Source organism: Marinobacterium arenosum (genome assembly GCF_019795155.1).
Classification (GTDB): Bacteria; Pseudomonadota; Gammaproteobacteria; order Pseudomonadales; family Balneatricaceae; genus Marinobacterium_C; species Marinobacterium_C arenosum.
In genome coordinates this window covers 128,225-146,732 of record NZ_JAILYN010000005.1, presented here as the reverse complement: position 1 = coordinate 146,732, position 18,508 = coordinate 128,225, and the positions used below count along the sequence as shown (strand labels likewise).

14 protein-coding genes are annotated in these 18,508 nt (G+C 60.4%); 9 read left to right on the top strand and 5 right to left on the bottom strand.

Annotated features, from left to right (window positions below):
• Positions 1 to 176: 176 nt before the first annotated feature.
• Positions 177 to 4,079, bottom strand: a complete 3,903-nt coding sequence (purL, locus tag K6T12_RS04070) for a phosphoribosylformylglycinamidine synthase (protein WP_222219725.1) — start codon at positions 4,077 to 4,079, stop codon at positions 177 to 179.
• 121 nt (positions 4,080 to 4,200) lie between these two features.
• On the opposite strand from purL, the gene mltF reads away from it, so the two are divergent.
• Positions 4,201 to 5,691: a membrane-bound lytic murein transglycosylase MltF gene (mltF, locus tag K6T12_RS04065; protein ID WP_222219723.1), complete on the top strand. Its 1,491-nt coding sequence runs from the start codon at positions 4,201 to 4,203 to the stop codon at positions 5,689 to 5,691.
• A 37-nt stretch (positions 5,692 to 5,728) separates the two neighbouring features.
• Here mltF and tadA read toward each other — a convergent pair whose 3' ends face one another.
• Both tadA and K6T12_RS04055 read right to left on the bottom strand, forming a co-directional pair.
• Positions 5,729 to 6,274 (bottom strand): tRNA adenosine(34) deaminase TadA, encoded by a 546-nt coding sequence (gene tadA / locus K6T12_RS04060; protein WP_222219721.1) that lies wholly within the window; start codon positions 6,272 to 6,274, stop codon positions 5,729 to 5,731.
• A 116-nt stretch (positions 6,275 to 6,390) separates the two neighbouring features.
• Positions 6,391 to 7,161, bottom strand: a complete 771-nt coding sequence (locus tag K6T12_RS04055; protein WP_222219719.1) for a ParA family protein — start codon at positions 7,159 to 7,161, stop codon at positions 6,391 to 6,393.
• Between the two features lie 345 nt (positions 7,162 to 7,506).
• Between K6T12_RS04055 and aroQ the strand changes: the two genes are divergently transcribed.
• From aroQ to K6T12_RS04030, 5 genes are all read left to right on the top strand, one after another.
• Positions 7,507 to 7,944, top strand: a complete 438-nt coding sequence (aroQ, locus tag K6T12_RS04050) for a type II 3-dehydroquinate dehydratase (protein WP_222219717.1) — start codon at positions 7,507 to 7,509, stop codon at positions 7,942 to 7,944.
• Positions 7,945 to 7,976: 32 nt separating this feature from the next.
• Positions 7,977 to 8,435, top strand: a complete 459-nt coding sequence (gene accB, locus K6T12_RS04045; protein ID WP_222219715.1) for an acetyl-CoA carboxylase biotin carboxyl carrier protein — start codon at positions 7,977 to 7,979, stop codon at positions 8,433 to 8,435.
• Between the two features lie 14 nt (positions 8,436 to 8,449).
• Complete coding sequence (gene accC, locus K6T12_RS04040; RefSeq protein ID WP_222219713.1) at positions 8,450 to 9,793, top strand: acetyl-CoA carboxylase biotin carboxylase subunit; 1,344 nt, start codon at positions 8,450 to 8,452, stop codon at positions 9,791 to 9,793.
• Positions 9,794 to 10,162: 369 nt separating this feature from the next.
• The gene (locus tag K6T12_RS04035) at positions 10,163 to 11,455 is read left to right on the top strand and encodes an NCS2 family permease (RefSeq protein ID WP_222219711.1); all 1,293 of its coding nucleotides are present in this window, start codon (positions 10,163 to 10,165) and stop codon (positions 11,453 to 11,455) included.
• Positions 11,456 to 12,062: 607 nt separating this feature from the next.
• Positions 12,063 to 12,416, top strand: coding sequence for a RidA family protein (locus tag K6T12_RS04030; RefSeq protein WP_222219709.1), 354 nt, complete (start codon positions 12,063 to 12,065; stop codon positions 12,414 to 12,416).
• A gap of 85 nt (positions 12,417 to 12,501) precedes the next feature.
• Here K6T12_RS04030 and phnX read toward each other — a convergent pair whose 3' ends face one another.
• On the bottom strand, positions 12,502 to 13,332 hold the full coding sequence (gene phnX / locus K6T12_RS04025; RefSeq protein WP_222219707.1) for a phosphonoacetaldehyde hydrolase: 831 nt from the start codon (positions 13,330 to 13,332) through the stop codon (positions 12,502 to 12,504).
• Between the two features lie 484 nt (positions 13,333 to 13,816).
• Between phnX and K6T12_RS04020 the strand changes: the two genes are divergently transcribed.
• The 3 genes from K6T12_RS04020 to luxS all read left to right on the top strand — a co-directional run bounded on the left by K6T12_RS04020 (position 13,817) and on the right by luxS (position 16,385).
• Complete coding sequence (locus K6T12_RS04020) at positions 13,817 to 14,773, top strand: helix-turn-helix transcriptional regulator (protein ID WP_222219705.1); 957 nt, start codon at positions 13,817 to 13,819, stop codon at positions 14,771 to 14,773.
• Between the two features lie 71 nt (positions 14,774 to 14,844).
• Positions 14,845 to 15,606: a methyltransferase gene (locus K6T12_RS04015; RefSeq protein WP_222219703.1), complete on the top strand. Its 762-nt coding sequence runs from the start codon at positions 14,845 to 14,847 to the stop codon at positions 15,604 to 15,606.
• A 266-nt stretch (positions 15,607 to 15,872) separates the two neighbouring features.
• Positions 15,873 to 16,385 (top strand): S-ribosylhomocysteine lyase, encoded by a 513-nt coding sequence (gene luxS / locus K6T12_RS04010; protein ID WP_222219701.1) that lies wholly within the window; start codon positions 15,873 to 15,875, stop codon positions 16,383 to 16,385.
• Positions 16,386 to 16,453: 68 nt separating this feature from the next.
• Here luxS and K6T12_RS04005 read toward each other — a convergent pair whose 3' ends face one another.
• Positions 16,454 to 18,265: a methyl-accepting chemotaxis protein gene (locus K6T12_RS04005; protein ID WP_222219699.1), complete on the bottom strand. Its 1,812-nt coding sequence runs from the start codon at positions 18,263 to 18,265 to the stop codon at positions 16,454 to 16,456.
• Positions 18,266 to 18,508 lie beyond the last annotated feature (243 nt).

The following is an 18,508-nucleotide window of genomic DNA, read 5'->3' as shown; positions in this document are numbered from 1 at the left end:
TCGGCTAATCGTTCCCCTTGCCGGGCCGACAGTGGACTTTCACCACCAAGTCATCCGGCCGCCACCACGCGTACCGGAACAGCGCCAGTCAAGGCGCTACGCGCCATGCCTGGCGCACACAAAAAATACGGCAGCCCGAAGGCTGCCGTTTTTATCGCGCACTGGTAGTTACCGGATTAACCGACGAAGACCCGTGCGTTACGGAACATCCGCATCCAGGCACCGTCCTCCTGCCACTCGTCCGGACGCCAGCTGTTGGTCACGGCACGGAACACCCGCTCCGGGTGCGGCATCATGATGGTGACGCGGCCGTCGGCGGTGGTGACACCGCTGATACCGGCCGGCGAACCGTTCGGGTTGGCCGGATAGCTCTCGGTTACCTGGCCGCGGTTGTCGACGTAACGCAGCGCCACGGTGCCGGAGTCCTGCAGGCCGCTCAGATGAGCAGCATCCTTGAACTCGGCACGGCCTTCGCCGTGGGCGATGGCGATCGGCATCCGCGAGCCGGCCATCCCCTGCAGGAAGATGGAGTTGCTCTGCTGCACCTCAACCATCGCCACCCGCGCTTCGAACTGCTCGGACTGGTTGCGCACAAAGTGCGGCCAGAGCTCGGCGCCCGGGATCAGCTCATGCAGGTTGGACAACATCTGGCAACCGTTGCAGACACCCAGCGCGAAGGAGTCATCGCGATTGAAGAACGCCTGGAACTGGTCACGGGCACGGCTGTTGAACAGGATCGACTTGGCCCAGCCCTCGCCGGCGCCCAGCACGTCACCGTAGGAGAAGCCGCCACAGGCCACCAGGCCCTTGAACTGGTCCAGCGTGATCCGGCCTTCCAGGATGTCGCTCATATGCACATCGACCGCGGCGAAGCCGGCGCGGTCGAAGGCGGCCGCCATCTCGATCTGGCCGTTGACGCCCTGCTCGCGGATGATCGCCATCTGCGGCCGTTGGCCGGTCTGGATGAACGGCGCCGCCACATCTTCGTTCTGATCGTAGCTCAGAGCCACGTTGAGGCCCGGATTGCCCTTGTCGAGCAGCGCGTCGAACTCCTGCTGGGCGCATTCGGAGTTGTCGCGCAACGCCTGAATCCGGTAGGAGGTCTCCGCCCACCAGCGCTGCAGCTGGGTACGGGACTCGGCGTAGACCTCCTCCTCGTCGAAGTGGAAACGCACTTCGTCGTCCGGGTTGACGGAACCGATCACCTTGGCGATCTCACCCAGGCCGGCGGCGTTCAGCTCGGTCAGCACGGTCTGCAGATCGTCGCGCTTGACCTGTACCACCGCGCCCAGCTCCTCGGCGAACAGCGCTGCAGCCAGTTCGCTGCTGTCACCCGCCAGCATATCCAGGTTGACGTCGACGCCGGTGTGACCGGCAAACGCCATCTCGGCGATGGTCGCGAACAGGCCGCCGTCGGCGCGGTCGTGGTAGGCCAGCAGCAGCCCCTGCTCATTCAACTCCTGCACCGCGGCGAAGAAGGTCGCCAACAGCTCGGCATCGTCCACGTCCGGCACCTGCTGGCCGACCTGGTTGTAGACCTGCGCCAGCGCGGACAGGCCGAGACGGTTCTGGCCGTTGCCCAGGTCCAGCAGGATCAGGTCGGTCTCGCCCAGGTCGGTGCGCAGCTGCGGGGTCAGTGTCTTGCGCACGTCGGTAACCGGCGCAAAGCCGGAGATGACCAGCGACATCGGCGCAGTTACCGACTTGTCTTCGCCGTTGTCGTTCCAGACGGTGCGCATCGACATCGAGTCCTTGCCCACCGGCACGGTGATACCCAGCTGCGGGCACAGCTCCATGCCAACCGCCTTGACGGTGTCGTACAGTTTTTCGTCTTCACCCGGGTGGCCGGCGGCGCACATCCAGTTGGCGGACAACCGCACGTCGCTCAGCTTGGCAATGCGGGCGGAGGCCAGGTTGGTGACGGTTTCACCGATCGCCATCCGGCCGGAGGCCGGCGAGTCGACCAGCGCCAGCGGGGTACGTTCACCCATCGCCATCGCTTCACCGGCATAGGTGTCGTAGGCCGCGGTGGTAACCGCACAGTTGGCCACCGGCACCTGCCAGGGGCCGACCATCTGATCACGGGCAACCTGGCCGGTGATCGAGCGGTCACCGATGGTGATCAGGAAGGATTTAGACGCAACTGCCGGCAGCTTCAGCACCCGCTCGGCAGCGTCTTTCAGGTCGATGGCGCTGGCATCGAATGCCGGCACTTGGTACTGCTTGCGCTCGACGGAGCGGTGCATCTTCGGCGGCTTGCCGAACAGCACGCTCATCGGCAGGTCGACCGGCTTGTTCTGGAAGTGGCTGTCGCCGAGGGTCAGGTGGTGCTCGTCGGTCGCTTCACCGACGATCGCGTACGGGCAGCGCTCACGGGCACAGATCGCCTCGAAGCGGGCCAGGTCCTTCGGCTCCACCGCCAGTACGTAGCGCTCCTGGGCTTCGTTACACCAGATCGCCAGCGGGCTCATGCCCGGTTCATCGTTGTTGACGTTGCGCAGCTCGAAGTTACCACCGCGGCCGCCGTCCTTGACCAGCTCAGGGAAGGCGTTGGACAGTCCGCCGGCACCGACGTCGTGGATGAAAGCGATCGGGTTCTCAGCGCCCTGCTGCCAGCACTGGTCGATCACCTCCTGGCAACGACGCTCCAGCTCCGGGTTGTCGCGCTGTACGGAGGCGAAGTCCAGATCGGCGGAGGAACTGCCGGAAGACATTGAGGAAGCGGCGCCGCCGCCCAGGCCGATCTGCATCGCCGGACCGCCCAGGCAGATCAGCTTGGCGCCGACCGCGATCTCGCCCTTTTCGACATGCTCGCCACGGATGTTGCCCATGCCACCGGCGATCATGATCGGTTTGTGGTAACCGCGCACCTCTTCACCGGCGGCACCGTTGACCTTCTGCTCGAAGGTGCGGAAGTAACCGGTCAGGTTGGGGCGACCGAATTCGTTATTGAACGCAGCGCCGCCGATCGGACCTTCGATCATGATATCCAGTGCGGTGACGATCCGCTCCGGCTTGCCGTACTTGGATTCCCACGGCTGCTCGAAACCTGGGATATTCAGGTCGGACACGGTGAAACCGGTCAGGCCGGCCTTCGGTTTGGAACCGCGGCCGGTTGCGCCCTCATCGCGGATCTCGCCGCCGGAGCCGGTCGCCGCGCCCGGATGGGGTGCGATCGCGGTCGGGTGGTTGTGGGTCTCCACCTTCATCAGGATGTGGATATCTTCCTGGTTGTAGCCGTACTCCTTGCTGGCCGGATTCGGGAAGAAACGGCCGGCCTTGCTGCCGACGATGACCGAGGCGTTATCCTTGTAAGCCGACAGCACACCCTCGCCACCCATCTCGTAGGTGTTCTTGATCATCGCGAACAGGGATTTCTCCTGTGCTTCCCCGTCGATGTCCCAGGAGGCGTTGAAAATCTTGTGGCGGCAGTGCTCTGAGTTGGCCTGGGCGAACATCATCAGTTCGACGTCGGTCGGGTTGCGGCCCAGTTCGTTGAAGCTGGCAACCAGGTAGTCGATCTCGTCTTCGGCCAGTGCCAGGCCCAGCTCGACATTGGCCTTGACCAGCGCGTCGCGGCCACCGGCCAGGATGTCGACGGTGGTCAGCGGGGCCGGCTGTTCGGCACGAAACAGCGCCGCCGCCTGATCCAGCTCGCTCAGTACCGCTTCCACCATCCGATCGTGCAGCACGGCTTCGACCTTCGCTGTAGCGGCTTGATCCAGCTCGACGGATGCCTGAATATAGTACGCCACGCCACGCTCCAGCCGTTTGATATCGGCCAGACCGCAGTTACGGGCGATATCAGTCGCCTTGGAAGACCAGGGCGAGATGGTGCCCGGCCGCGGAACTACCAGGAACAGCTGGCCCTTCGGCTCCTGCCGCTCAGCCTTCGGGCCATAGCGCAGGATGCGGTCCAGAACCTGCTGCTGCTCGTCGCTCAGCGCGTTTGCGACATCGGCGAAGTGCATGAACTCGCCGTACAGAGCGGTGACGGCAGGGACTTCGGACTGGATGAGGGACAGTAGCTTGTCGTGACGGAAGGCAGAGAGAGCAGGTGCTCCACGCAGTACCAGCATGTTCTTTTCGAGCCTCTAGAGTGCTGCCGGGCAGGCAGGGGTTTACAGGAGAAAATCAGGCCGGAATTTTACCCGATATCAAGGGTCGGATACCAGAAAGGCCGATGGATGAGCCGGAATCATGTTGTCGACGCCTCGCCGCCGCAAAACCGCGATCTATTTTGTCAGCCTGTTGCTGCTGTTTTCACTGCCGCTGCTGCTGAGCTACAACAGCAAGACTCAACTGGAGATCATCCAGGAGAGCGGCGCGTTGCGGCTGCTGACCCGCAACAGCCCCAGCACCTATTTCCTCGACCACGGCCGACCCGCCGGCTTCGAATATGAATTGAGCAAGGCCTTCGCCGACCATATCGGCGTCAAGCTGCAGTTGATCCAGGCCGACAGCCTGGGGGAGCTGATCGAGCGACTGCGCTATCGCGACGGCCATATCGCCGCGGCGGTCCTGAGCGTCACACCGGAACGCCAGCGCGAGTTCGACTTCTCGCCCCCCTACCTGGCCAGTGCCGCCACCCTGATCTACCGGGTCCGCCAGGGCAATCCGCAGCCGCGCGAACTGGAAGACCTCTACGGCAGCACCCTGTCCGTGCTGCCCAACTCCAGCCACGCCGAACTGTTGCGCGAACTGCAATTGCAGGCCCCGAAGCTCGACTGGCAGGAACCGGCCAACGCCAGTGAAATCGATCTAATGGAGCAAGTCCATAATGGCGAGTTGGACTATACCGTCATGGACAGCACCCTGTTCGATGCCCAGAGAAGCTATTTTCCCGGCCTCAACAAAGCCTTCGAGTTGGCCCCGCCGCAGCAGGTGGCCTGGATGCTGGCTCGCCACCACGACGATTCTCTGAAGCAGGCGCTGAATGCCTTTTTCGCGCTGGAGAGTACCCAGGCGCTGATCGAAAAGCTGAAGACCAAGTACTTCGATCGTCATAACCAGCTCAATTTCTTCGATACGGTCACCTTCAAGGGTGACCTCGAGCAGCGGTTGCCGAAATACGAAAAGTGGTTCAAGCAGGCGGAGAAGGAGACCGGCCTGCCGTGGAAACTGCTGGCGGCGGTCGCCTACCAGGAGTCGCACTGGAATCCGAAAGCGGTCTCCCCCACCGGGGTGCGCGGCATCATGATGCTGACCCATGCGGCGGCCAAGGAAGTAGGCGTCAAGAACCGTATCGATCCTAAACAAAGCATCTTGGGCGGAGCGAAGTATCTGCAAAGCGTGATGCAGAAGATCCCCGAGCGAATCCAGGCCCCTGACCGGATCTGGTTCGCACTGGCCGGCTACAATGTCGGCTTCGGCCATTTGGAGGATGCCCGCATCCTGACCGCCCGGGCCGGCAAGAACCCGGATAGCTGGGTGGACGTGCGCGAATTCCTGCCACTGCTGACCAAGGAGCAGTATTACAGCACCGTGCGGCGCGGCTATGCCCGTGGCTACGAACCGGTGATCTATGTGCGCAACATCCGCAAGTATCTGCAACTACTGACCTGGGAGAGCCGGGTTGCCCAGATGCGCAGCCCGGAAGAAAGCGGGAACGAACCGAACAACGACAAGCCCGCCCTGCCGACCACCATCGCCGAGGGCCAGTCGGTGGACCGCATCCCGAAGGCACTATAACGGCCGGCTAAACAACAGGCTGATCAGAGGTACTCGACTATTCCTTTGAGGGTTCGCCAACAGTCTGCCCGTCTGCCGGGTCAGCCGCCCGACGCTCGGCTTTTTGCTGTTTCTGCAGCGCCCGACGCTGGCGAAAAAAGGCACTGATCCGCTCGCTGCACGCGTCGGCCAGCAGCCCACCGCTGTAGGTTACCCGGTGATTCAGCCAGGGCTGATCGAACAGCTGACCGTTGCTGATCACCGCCCCCGCCTTGGGCTCGGAAGCTCCGAACACCACCCGCGCCACCCGGGCATGGACGATCGCCCCGGCACACATGGTGCAGGGCTCGATGGTGACGTAGAGAGTGCTGTCGACCAAGCGGTAGTTCTGCAGTCGCTGGGCGGCATCGCGCAGGGCGATGATCTCGGCATGGGCGCTGGGGTCATGGCCACTGATCGGCCGGTTCCAGCCCTCGCCGATCACCTCCCCCTGGTGCACCAGTACCGCACCGACCGGCACCTCGCCTGCCTCCGCGGCGCGCTCGGCCAACTGCAGCGCATATTCCATCCAGCGCTGATCGATCAAAAATTGTTCATCGTACATGGCGGCGAAGTATACGCGGTGGGAAGTATTGAGTTAACAGTTTGGAGTGGACAGTGATTTGTAAGTTTCCGCTGTCCTCTACCAACTCAATGCTGTTAACTCTCAACTGTTAACTCTTACCCCTGCAACTCCTCATAGAGGCTGACGAACTCCTGGGTCAGCTTATGTTTGGGCGCCAGGTGGACCAGCGGACAGCAGCGGGCGTGCGACTCCTTCATCTTGACCGACGAGGAGATGCGGCTGTTCAGCACCGGTAGATCGTCGGCCTGCAGGTCGGCAACGATCCGCTGTGGCAAGCTGGCACGCGGCTGAAACTGGTTAACCACGATCCCCTCCACCTGCAGCTGTTCGTTATGGTCGACCCGGGTCTCCTGCAGGTTGGCCAGCAGGCTGTACAACGCCTGGCGGGCAAACTCGTCACAATCGAACGGAATCAGGCAGCGTTCGGCGGCCACCAGTGCCGATAGGGTGAAGAAGTTGAACGCCGGCGGGGTATCGATATAGATGGTATCGAACTGCTCGGCCAGCTGGTTGATCGCATCGCGCAGCTTATAGATCTTGTGCTTGGACTCCAGCTTGGATTGCAGCTCGCCCAAATCCGGGTTGGACGGCAACACATGCAGGTTGTCGAACGCGGTGGCATGCACGAAGTCGGTTGGCTGACTGGGCTTGAGCTGGAAGCTCAGGGTCTGCTCGTAGAAGTCGCGGATATCCGGCGCCGCCTCATTGTAAGCCTCGCCCATCAGGTAATGGCTGGCATTGCCCTGCGGGTCCAGGTCGATCAACACCGTCTTATGGCCCCGGCTGGCACTGATCGCCGCCAGGTTTGCGGCGATACTGGACTTGCCGACCCCGCCCTTCTGATTGAACACCACCCGCCTTGTCATTCTGCCCCCCTTGATTGCCTGCTGAATGCGCTGAAAGCATCGAAATGCTGCATTGCAATATCACCAATTATGCTACCAACGTCAATCTATTGGTCGCGAAATACGGCAATATTGAAGCCAACTATCAAAAAACCGCATGACGGCCTGGAAATCATGCAAAAACCGGCCATACTTTAGGCATTTTTTAGCGCGATTTGGCTGCCATCTACGGCTAAAGTGACGTCAACCAACAAAAAAATGTCATCATATGGACATCAAAAGCCGCTTTGGGCAAACTAACGCCTTTTCGACCACCGGCAACCGCCACAATAAGAGCGTTTAGCGCCCCGAACGAGGCACTGTCTTATGGCAAAAATTCTTGTCCTGCACGGCCCCAACCTGAACCTGCTCGGCACCCGCGAACCACAGCTGTACGGCTCGACCACGCTGGCCGACATCGATCAGGCGCTGTTCGAGCAGGCACAACAGGCCGGTCATGCATTGGACGCATTTCAGAGCAATGCCGAGTTCGAGCTGATCGAACGGATCCACGCTGCCCGTCAGCAGCAGGTCGCGTTCATCATCATCAACCCGGCGGCGTTCACCCACACCAGCGTCGCCATTCGCGATGCGTTGCTGGCGGTGGATATTCCCTTTATCGAGGTACACCTCTCGAATGTGCACGCCCGGGAGCCCTTCCGCCAGCACTCCTATTTTTCCGATAAAGCGGTCGGAGTGATCTGCGGGCTGGGTGCCCAGGGATATGAATTTGCCCTGCAATCCGCACTCGGCCGGATTGACTGACAGCGAACACCTACAAAGAGAACAGAATAGCGATGGATATCCGTAAAGTTAAGAAGCTGATCGAGCTGCTGGAAGAATCCAACATCAACGAGATCGAGATCAAAGAAGGCGAAGAGTCCGTACGCATCAGCCGTGGTGCCAGCGGCTCCGTCATTGCCGCACCGGCTCCGATTGCCTACGCCCCGGCCGCGCCGGCAGCTCCGGCAGCAGCGCCGGCACCGGCTGCCAGCGAATCCGCCCCGGCCGCGGCCAGCAGCGAAAATGCGGTTCGTTCACCGATGGTCGGTACCTTCTATCGTGCGCCGTCGCCGAGTTCTCCGGCTTTCGTTGAAGTAGGCCAGAGCGTCAAGGTCGGCGATGTCATCTGCATCATCGAAGCGATGAAGATGATGAACCAGATCGAAGCGGACCGCGCCGGCGTGGTGGAAGCGATCCTGGTGGAAGACGGTCAGCCGGTAGAGTTCGATCAGCCGCTCGTCACCATCGTTTAAGCGGGGTGCAGAAGATGCTGGATAAAGTAGTTATTGCCAACCGCGGCGAGATCGCCCTGCGCATCCTGCGCGCCTGCAAGGAGCTGGGCATCAAGACCGTGGCGATCCACTCCCAGGCAGACCGAGACCTGATGCACGTGCGTCTGGCCGACGAAGCGGTCTGCATCGGTCCGGCGCCGTCGCCGAAGAGCTACCTGAACATCCCGGCGATCATCAGCGCCGCAGAAGTAACCGACGCCATGGGTATCCACCCCGGCTACGGTTTCCTGGCGGAGAACGCCGATTTCGCCGAGCAGGTGGAACGATCCGGCTTCACCTTCATCGGCCCGACCGCCGATGTGATCCGGCTGATGGGCGACAAGGTCTCCGCGATCGAAGCGATGAAAAAAGCCGGCGTCCCGACAGTACCGGGCTCCGACGGCCCGCTGCCGGTGGATGACGACAACAAGCTGCGGGCGATCGCCAAGCGGATCGGCTATCCGGTGATCATCAAGGCCGCGGCCGGCGGTGGTGGCCGCGGTATGCGGGTGGTGCACTCCGAAGCATCGCTGATCAACTCGGTGCACGTGACCCAGTCGGAAGCCGCAGCGGCATTCGGCGACGGTACCGTGTACATGGAGAAGTTCCTCGAGAACCCGCGCCACGTCGAGGTACAGGTTCTGGCTGATGGCCAGGGCAATGCGGTTCACCTGTATGACCGCGACTGCTCGCTGCAGCGCCGCCACCAGAAAGTGGTCGAGGAAGCGCCGGCACCGCATCTGGATCCGGACGCCCGCGCCCAGGTGCTGCAATCCTGTGTCGATGCCTGCATCGAGATCGGCTACCGTGGCGCAGGCACCTTCGAGTTCCTGTACGAAGACGGCAGTTTCTACTTCATCGAGATGAACACCCGTGTCCAGGTGGAACACCCGGTGACCGAGATGATCACCGGTGTCGATATCGTCAAGGAGCAGCTGCGCATCGCCTCCGGTCTGCCGCTGTCGCTGAAGCAGGAAGATATCAAGGTGCTGGGCCACTCCTTCGAGGCCCGTATCAACGCCGAAGATCCGAAAACCTTCATGCCGAGTCCGGGCAAAGTGAACCACTTCCACGCCCCGGGCGGCATCGGCATCCGCGTCGATTCGCACCTGTACAGCGGCTACACGGTACCGCCGCACTACGACTCGCTGGTGGCCAAGCTGATCAGCTACGCGGAAGATCGCGAAACCGCGCTGACCCGCCTGCGCAACGCGCTGGACGAGATGCTGGTCGACGGCATCCGTACCAACATCCCGCTGCATCAGGACATCACCCGCGATGCAAACTTCCAGCGCGGCGGCGTCAATATCCACTACCTGGAGAAGAAGCTGGGCCTGTAAGGTTTCGCCTTCGGATCAAGACAGTGATCGACAAAGCCCGGCCTTCGCGCCGGGCTTTTTTATCAGTCTGGCGTTAACAGTTTTGAGTTAACAGAACCATAGGGGGCACGTACCCCGCGTGGTCCGGCAATCCGGCGACAGGCCTCCGCCCTTGACGCCGGCCCGGAAGCAGATATTTCGTCTGCAGCCGACCATGGTGACGATTCGTCAAACCAGCCTTTTGAACCACCAACAGCAAACACCGAAAAGCCACTTGTGTCCCCCATCAACAGCCCTTCGGTTTTCTGCTCACCGAACTGATCAAAGCGTGTTCAACCGCCGTTTTTTTCTATAAAATCCGCCGCTTTTCTCGCAACAGGAACGATGTCGATGCTTGAGAAACTCTTCAAACTCAAAGCACACAATACCACTGTCAAGACAGAGCTGATCGCCGGGTTCACGACCTTCCTGACCATGGCCTACATCATCTTTGTAAACCCGAGTATGCTGGCCGCCGCCGGCATGGACCAGGGCGCGGTCTTCGTCGCCACCTGCGTCGCCGCGGCAATCGGCTGTCTGGTGATGGGCCTGTGGGCCAACTACCCGGTCGCACTGGCGCCCGGCATGGGGCTGAACGCCTTCTTCAGCTTTACCGTGGTCGGCCAGATGGGTTACAGCTGGCAGGTTGCGCTGGGCGCGGTGTTCCTGTCCGGTATCTGCTTCTTCCTGCTGTCGATCTTTAGAATCCGTGAATGGATCATCCACAGCATCCCGCTGTCGCTGCGTGGTGGTATCGGTGCCGGCATCGGCCTGTTCCTCGGCTTTATCGCACTGAAAAACGCCGGCATCGTGGTCGATAATCCGGCCACCCTGGTGACCATCGGCAATATGGGCAGCTGGGGAGCGATCATGGCCTGCCTGGGCTTCGTGATCATCGCCGCACTGTACTACCGCCAGGTCACCGGCTCGGTGATGATCGGCATCCTGGCGGTTACGGTGCTGAGTATCGCTGCCGGAGAAGTGCAGCTGAACGGCATCGTCTCCGCCCCGCCGAGCCTGGCACCGACCTTTGCCCAGCTGGACTTGGAAGGCGCGCTGCAGATCGGCCTGATCAGCATCGTGTTCTCGTTCCTGTTCGTCGACCTGTTCGACACCTCCGGCACCCTGATCGCGGTGGCGCAGAAAGGTAACCTGCTCGACCGCGACGGCCGTTTCCCGCGGCTGGGCCGCGCCCTGATGGCCGACTCTACCGCCACCATGGCCGGCTCGTTCATGGGTACCTCCACCACCACCAGCTACATCGAATCCGGCGCCGGTATCGCCGCCGGCGGCCGTACCGGCCTAACCGCCGTAGTGGTCGGCCTGTTGTTCCTCGGCAGCCTGTTCCTGTCGCCGCTGGCCGGCGCTATCCCGGCATACGCCACCGCGCCGGCGCTGTTCTTCGTCTCGGTGCTGATGACCCATTCGCTGGTACGGATCGACTGGGACGATATCACCGAAGCCGCACCGGTGGTGATCGCCGCAGTCACCATGCCGCTGACCTTCTCGATCACCACCGGTATCGCGCTGGGCTTTATCTCCTACACCGCGATCAAGGCGCTGACCGGCAAGTTCGACCAGCTCAACTCGGCGCTGATCGTGCTGTCGGTTCTGTTCGTGGTGAAGATGGCGTTTTACGGATAAGCATCAAGCATTCTGAAAAGCAGATTTGATTAGAAGGCCCCGATTCGGGGCCTTTTTATGGTTCTTCGGGGATTAGCGGGCAACATCTACATCAGCTGAACAAGCACCGCGTGGGCACAAAAAACGTGCCCACCCTACAAGACTTTTGCATCCCCTTCGGGGAACGACAAGGCGCAAGCTGTAAACGGAACAACGGACAGTCCTCGCTCGTCTGGGCAGGCTCTGGTACGAGGTGCGGTGGATTTGGCGCCGTTGGTCGCGACTGAACTTGACCGGCCGGCGTCGATCAAACAAGCCTCCAGCTTGGCCCCTTGCTGACAGGCTAGGGGCCGCTTTAGAGAAGCGGGTTTATCGCAACCAGCGGTGGTTGCCGTCGACTCCATGATCGGTCGCCCGCAGCACCCACGAGCATATAAAGCAGGCTGCTACAAATCACCTTTCGCTTCACTTCAAATCAGAAATTATTTCCACCACCTCCCGGATATCAGAGTATTTCTCTGCAATTATTCGAAAAAATAAAGTTATCTTTCTGGTCCGTTCGGTAGGAGCCGCTAGAATGCTCCCCTTAGCCAAGAATTGACCCATAACCCGAAACGAGGGCCTCCCGATGAGCATCACCCGCATGGAAACCAAGCAGCGCATGAGCCGCATTGTGATCCACAATGACACCATCTACCTGTGTGGCCAGGTGGCTGCCGATGCCAATGCCGGCATCAAAGAGCAGACCCAGACCATGCTGGACAAGGTTGACGCCCTGCTGGAACAGGCCGGCAGCGACCGCGAGCACATCCTGTCCGCCACCGTCTACATCCGCGATATGAAAGACTTCGCTGCAATGAACGAAGTCTGGGACGCCTGGGTACCGGAAGGTCACGCCCCGGCCCGCGCCTGCGTTGAAGCCCGTATGGCCCGCCCGGAGCTGCTGGTCGAGGTATCCGTCATCGCGGCGCTGAAGAAGTAACCGCTGCCCGACGACTACGGCTGTCGACCGGCAGCCGTATGCCCCTGTTTAACGACCGCCAGCGCAACCAGGCCAAACCGCCCGTTCAGGGTTGCTCCCCCACCGCCAGGCGCGCATTGATCGCATCGATCACCGCCGGCAGATCCGCCACCGTATCGATCACGAAGTGCGCTCCCGCCCGACGGAGTTTGTCATAGGCCCGCTGACGCAGCTCATCCTGACGCTGTTGCGACAATGCCTGCCAATCCGCCAGGTCCAGGCCCACCTCGTTACCCGATACCGCCAGCCCGACAGTCCAGACACCGGCATTCAGCCCCTCCTCTATACCGGCGACGGTATCATCCACCTTAACCACCGACTGGACCGCCTCCACCTCCAGCTCCAGCAGGTTCTTCCACAACATATGCGGATAAGGCCGGCCGCGTGGCACATCGGTGGCACAGACCAGCGAATCTGGACAATAGCCCTGCTCAGCGGCCCGCCGAATCATCTGCTGGATCATCTGCCGCGCGTAACCGGTATTGGCACCGACCCGGATCCCCTGTTCATGAAGATAAGCCAGGGTCTCACCGACCCCCGGAACCAGGTTTGAGCGCTCAGCAATCATTGCCGTCTGCAGCGGAATAAACGCCTGGTACAGGTGATCGATATCCGTCTCAGTCGGCACCGCCCCCTGGGCCTCGATCCACCGTTCCCGTACCCGTGGCATCGCCAGCAGACGGGCGATATGTTCGCGCTTCTCGACACCCATCGGCTCACGCGCTTCCGCCAGACTGATCTCGACGCCATGCTCCGCGAACAGGGTGGTAAACGCTGTCACCGGGGCCAGCGATCCAAAATCGATCATGGTGCCGGCCCAGTCGAAAACCACCGCTCTGACCGGCCCCATGTAACGGCGTGTATAGCTGTAACTCATCGTCATCCTCCCATGTTGCTCCGATGCCTGGGGGTGGCACCGGCGAGCTTCATTGCCCAATGCCGTGATCGCAGTTTGCGTGCCGGGAGAGCATGACTGTAGGGCCAGAAGCGCAAGCCGGTATACACCAAAAAAGGAAAACCGATCGGCGATCCGTCCGCCCCAACCGTTCGGAACCGTGCCTGGTGACGGATAACGATAGTGAAAGAATTGCGTAAAGGCGGGTCCTGGCTATGTTCCTGCATCACTGAAGCCCAATCTGAATTATTATTAAGCTTGGTCAGGGAGCTTTTCCAATAATAATTTTCAAACACATATTTACTTATATAGCCTACCCTAATATTACTACTAACATCTCTGCAGCCTTTGTCATATGCGGGCTACAGAGATCAATGACGGTGATTATTTTTATCACCGACCGTACATTTCGTTTTTTTTACTGGGTTATAATGGCCTCTCATCCATCGCCCTCAGGAGTCAAGTTATGGAACGAACGATCAACCAGCTGATACTGAATATCTACAAAACGGTTGATCAGTGTTCTTCCAGTCAACTGAAGGAAGCACTGTTCGAAACACTGCAGGACTACATCACCTTCGATGCGGGCAAATGGAGTGTCGGACGGCTGAACAGCGAGGGCGGCTTCGACGTATACAGCCACTGCATGTTCAACCTGCCAACGGATCAGAAAGGGTTCTCGCCGATCTACTTCCAGGGCGCCATTGCAGAAGAGCTGGCGGAGCAGCCCGGCACCACCGTCAACATCGACCGCCACATCCTGAAGGACATCGACAAAGACAACGTGCTAAGCGAGATCGGTAGTCGGTTGAATATCCGTGCCGGACTGATCACCATGATCCGCCGGGTCGGCTTTACCGACGTGTCGGTGATTTCCATCTTACGCCACGCCAATGAACCGGATTTCAGCGAGATGGAGCGCAGCTGCATCGAGATGATCTGCCCGCACCTGGTGCAGGCCTACCACCTGGGAGCCCAGATCAAGCAGGGCCAGGAGCTGGATAGCGACCAGCACTGGGCGATCGTCGACACCCAGTACTACATCCGCTACTGCTCGGATAATTTCCGCAGCTTTGTCGCTCAGCAGGTTGACCACCCGGTCGACGACAAACTGCCGGACGAGATGGTCGCTGCCCTTGAGCAGCGAGAACCGCACCTGGGCAATCTCAGCATCGAACGCCGTTCGCTGGCCGGCAATGCCGAATTCCTCAGCTTGCGCGACCGCGGCGTACTGGCCCAACTGACCCCATCCGAAAAGCGGGTGGTGGAACACTATGCGCGCGGCCTCTCCTACAAGAAGGTGGCCCAGCAGCTGGAGATCAGTCACCATACGGTGATCAAGCACGTCAACAACGTCTACCGCAAGCTGAACATCAACAACAAGAACCAGCTGATCGAGCTGGTCGCGCCGGTACTCTCCTGACCGGCGCGGCTGGCGCCGGCCCGCTTAGCCCTCTACACTGCCGCTGAACGCAGCCGCCAGCCGCACTCGTCATGACCCAGATCCATCCACTCGCCACCGAAGTCCATCGTTGCTACGACGAATGGGGGCCGATCTACGTGCTTCAGCAGGGCGAGATCCGCTACCTCGCCTTCGGCGATGGCGGTGAGCAGAGCGCCGTCGACCTGAACCGTCCCTACCGCCCGCTGTACGAATACGCCCAGGCGATGCTGCTAGCGCTACTGTTCCAGCCCAATCCGCAACAGGTACTGATGCTCGGACTGGGCGGCGGCAGCCTGGCCACGGCGCTGTTGCGGGCGCTGCCCGATTGCCGGATTACCGCCGTCGAACTGCGCGCCCAGGTGGTCGAAACCGCTCATCACTGGTTCGCCCTGCCCCGTAGCGAGCGATTGCACTGCCGTATCGAGGATGCTGCCGCCTACATGGCACACCGGCCCGCCAGCTGCGAACTGCTGTTCGCCGATATCTATCTGGACGACGGCATGCAGGAGGTTCAACTATCGTCGCAGTTATTGGCCGATTGCCACCATGCATTGGCCGACGACGGCATCCTGGTATTGAACCTGTGGGATGACGGCCGGGCCCGCCATCCGCTGGCCCTGCAACGGCTCAGCGAACATTTCGGCGACGCGTTGCTGGGTTGCCCGATTGAGGGCGGCAACCTGATCGCCTTTGCCTTCAAGGGCGGACTGCCGAATATCCAGCCACGCCGGCTGCAAAAACCGCTCAAGCAGCTTGGCCGCCAGCTTGAACTGCCGCTACAGAAACTGCTGAATAAACTGGGACCCCTTTAAAGCCCTGATTCACGGGGCAGCCCGCTTACCCCCAGAATCTGTGGATAACCTGCTGGATAAGCTCCGGGCAAGCGGCGCTAGCGCCGATTATTACTAGCCTGTAACAGAACGTCGATTTTCTACCCAGCCGGCATCGGGCTGTGCACAACATAGCCAGTCAGGCCCGGGCAGAAGGCTTGTTTTCGACCGGAGCTTGTCTTTGTCACAGCCCCATTGGGATAATTAGGCTATACATTTAACTTTCCACAGATTCACGAGGATCGGCCATGCCCCTGCTCGACAGCTTTACCGTAGACCACACCCGCATGGAAGCCCCGGCGGTACGGGTCGCCAAAACCATGACCACTCCGGGCGGCGATACCATCACCGTATTCGACCTGCGCTTCTGCCTGCCGAACCAGGAGATTCTCAGCGAGCGCGGTATCCACACCCTGGAACACCTGTTTGCCGGCTTTATGCGCGATCACCTGAACAGCGACAAGATCGAGATCATCGACATCTCGCCGATGGGTTGCCGTACCGGCTTCTACATGAGCCTGATCGGCAACCCGGACGAACAGCAGGTGGCGGACGCCTGGCTGGCGGCGATGGACGATGTGGAAAAGGTTGAGAACCAGGGCCAGATTCCGGAACTGAACGAGTACCAGTGCGGCACCTACAGCATGCACTCGCTGGAGGAAGCCAAACAGATCGCCGCCAACATCAAGGCCCGCGGCGTAACGGTCAACAGCAACGAAGAGCTGAAGCTGGACCCGAGCTTCCTGGAACAGCACTCCTGAGCATTTAGCAGCGTATAGATACAAAACGGAGCCCACGGGCTCCGTTTTTGTTTACTGCACTCCGACGCTCAATCCTGCTGTTCCAGCAGGTGGTTCGGATCGAACCCCATGATCAACGCCCCCCAGTGCTGGCCATTGAGGTAGAGCGGGATCGACAGGTCGATCAGCACCTCGCCGGTATCACGCACAAAGGTTTGTAGCAGGAACGGCGAAGTATTGGTCGCCCGGCGCTGTTCGGCACGGCTGCCGAAGAAGATCCGGCGGTGGCGGCTTTTTGCATTGTCCTCGTCGAAGTTGCCGCTCAGTGGCGCCGAAACCTTCTTATGATGGGCCGGTGCATAACCGTTGCGGTCCACCGCGATGGCGTAGGTGAAGTCACTGCGTTCGGCGATGAAGCTGTCGAACAGCGGCTGCATCCACTGCTCGAATCGGTCGACATAACTGGTATCGAACTTCTCCGGCTGCTGACCCGGGTTGGTGGGCCGATAGTTGAAATCGAACAGGTTGCAGCCCTGCCCGGCCAACGCCTCCAGCTGCTGCATCACCTGCGCGGCCCAGTCCTGCCCTTTGTGCAGCATGTTCTCGAAACCGCCATAGCCGATCACGAAATGGGACAATAACTCCTGTGCCTCCTCGGTGGCACGCCCCAGATCGAGGAAAAACACCTGCGACTGGTCCATCTCATCCTTGATCTCGCCGGCCTGGCGGGTGATCCCCTGAACGTGGCCATGCGACTCGTTATTGGTCAGCGATAGCTCCTCCAGCGCGGCACTGATACCGCTGAGCCGGTCGTTGACCGCTTCGAAATCGCTCACCAGGCGGGCGAACTGCTGATGGGTGGAGCCAATAAAGGACTCGGTATTCTCTGCGTACTGGAGGATATTGTCGGCACTTTGACGGGTGGTATGCACCAGTGCCGACATCTCGGTGATATTGCTGTCGATCTCTTGGGTCGCCGAGCTGACCTTATGGGACAGGCTGCGTACCTCATCAGCCACCACCGCAAAGCCGCGCCCCGCCTCGCCGGCCCGGGCCGCTTCGATGGAGGCGTTCAGCGCCAGCAGATTGGTCTGTTCCGAAAATTCCTGCACCATCTGCAGGATCTTGGTGATGTTGGCGGAATTCTGGCTCAGGTGGTTGACGGTATCCTGAAACAGGCTGGCCTGTTCGCGGATCGCTTCCACCTGCTCGCGGACCTTGCTCAGTTCGCTGTGGGAGGTCCGCACCTCAATCAGGTTGCTGCCATTCTGCCCGCTGATCGCCTGGGTGCTGTCGCTGATATCGGTGATTGCCGTGTTGGCTTCCTGACTGGCGACAAATACCTGCTGGGCCTGCTGCTCCTGCTCCGATGCGGTGCCATGCGCCTTCTGCAGCACCCGCTGCAGCCTGGCCGCCTCAACCCCAACCTGCACACTGCGCCGGCGGGTTTCGGCGATCATCCGCTTCAATTGATCGGAGAAGCTGTTGTAGCTGCGCGCCATTTCGGAGATCTCATCGAAGGTGTAGGCCGGCAGAGTCGCCGATATATCGCCGCCTTCGTCCTTGATTGCACTCAGCACCTCGATCATCTGCTTGATCGGAGCCAGGAACAGATGCCGCATAAAGCCGATGGTGAAGCCCCCCACCAGCACCATCACCACCGCCGCTACCAGGATCGCATGCCAGAGCGCATCCAGCCCCTGTTGCACCTCGGCGATATGCGCATTTGCCAGTCCGGTCGCCTTCAGCGCGTCATCGACCTCGGTCAGCGTCAGATAGCTGTAGATCAACATCACCAGCAGCGGCAGTAACAGGAAGATAACGTTGCCGACGATTTTCTTGGTCAGCGAGTTGAAGAAGGTCCGCTCGATCGCCTGATAGAGCGCGTACAGCCCACTCATATTGCCCCCTTTTACGCGATGCGATAGCCATGACCAGAACTGCCAGATCGAACAGCCCTACCTCTCACCGCCACCCAGTTCTTTTTGTAGTTATTTGTTATATATGATCTTTTGACGAACGATTACACCGGATTTAAACCGCCTTTCCAGGTAGCGAAACAAACGATCGCCGTTGGCTTGATACTATGCAGCCGTTAATAGCCACTCAATAACCCTTTAGTGGCGTTTTGGTACTAAATCACC

Excerpts from the sequence above, each read along its gene's own strand:
- K6T12_RS04030 (WP_222219709.1), top strand. The coding sequence starts at position 12,063 with ATGAGCATCACCCGCATGGAAACCAAGCAGCGCATGAGCCGCATTGTG.
- K6T12_RS04035 (WP_222219711.1), top strand. The coding sequence starts at position 10,163 with ATGCTTGAGAAACTCTTCAAACTCAAAGCACACAATACCACTGTCAAG.
- accC (WP_222219713.1), top strand. The coding sequence starts at position 8,450 with ATGCTGGATAAAGTAGTTATTGCCAACCGCGGCGAGATCGCCCTGCGC.
- phnX (WP_222219707.1), bottom strand. The coding sequence starts at position 13,332 with ATGAGTTACAGCTATACACGCCGTTACATGGGGCCGGTCAGAGCGGTG.
- accB (WP_222219715.1), top strand. The coding sequence starts at position 7,977 with ATGGATATCCGTAAAGTTAAGAAGCTGATCGAGCTGCTGGAAGAATCC.
- purL (WP_222219725.1), bottom strand. The coding sequence starts at position 4,079 with ATGCTGGTACTGCGTGGAGCACCTGCTCTCTCTGCCTTCCGTCACGAC.
- mltF (WP_222219723.1), top strand. The coding sequence starts at position 4,201 with ATGTTGTCGACGCCTCGCCGCCGCAAAACCGCGATCTATTTTGTCAGC.
- K6T12_RS04020 (WP_222219705.1), top strand. The coding sequence starts at position 13,817 with ATGGAACGAACGATCAACCAGCTGATACTGAATATCTACAAAACGGTT.
- luxS (WP_222219701.1), top strand. The coding sequence starts at position 15,873 with ATGCCCCTGCTCGACAGCTTTACCGTAGACCACACCCGCATGGAAGCC.
- K6T12_RS04005 (WP_222219699.1), bottom strand. The coding sequence starts at position 18,265 with ATGAGTGGGCTGTACGCGCTCTATCAGGCGATCGAGCGGACCTTCTTC.
- K6T12_RS04055 (WP_222219719.1), bottom strand. The coding sequence starts at position 7,161 with ATGACAAGGCGGGTGGTGTTCAATCAGAAGGGCGGGGTCGGCAAGTCC.
- K6T12_RS04015 (WP_222219703.1), top strand. The coding sequence starts at position 14,845 with ATGACCCAGATCCATCCACTCGCCACCGAAGTCCATCGTTGCTACGAC.
- tadA (WP_222219721.1), bottom strand. The coding sequence starts at position 6,274 with ATGTACGATGAACAATTTTTGATCGATCAGCGCTGGATGGAATATGCG.
- aroQ (WP_222219717.1), top strand. The coding sequence starts at position 7,507 with ATGGCAAAAATTCTTGTCCTGCACGGCCCCAACCTGAACCTGCTCGGC.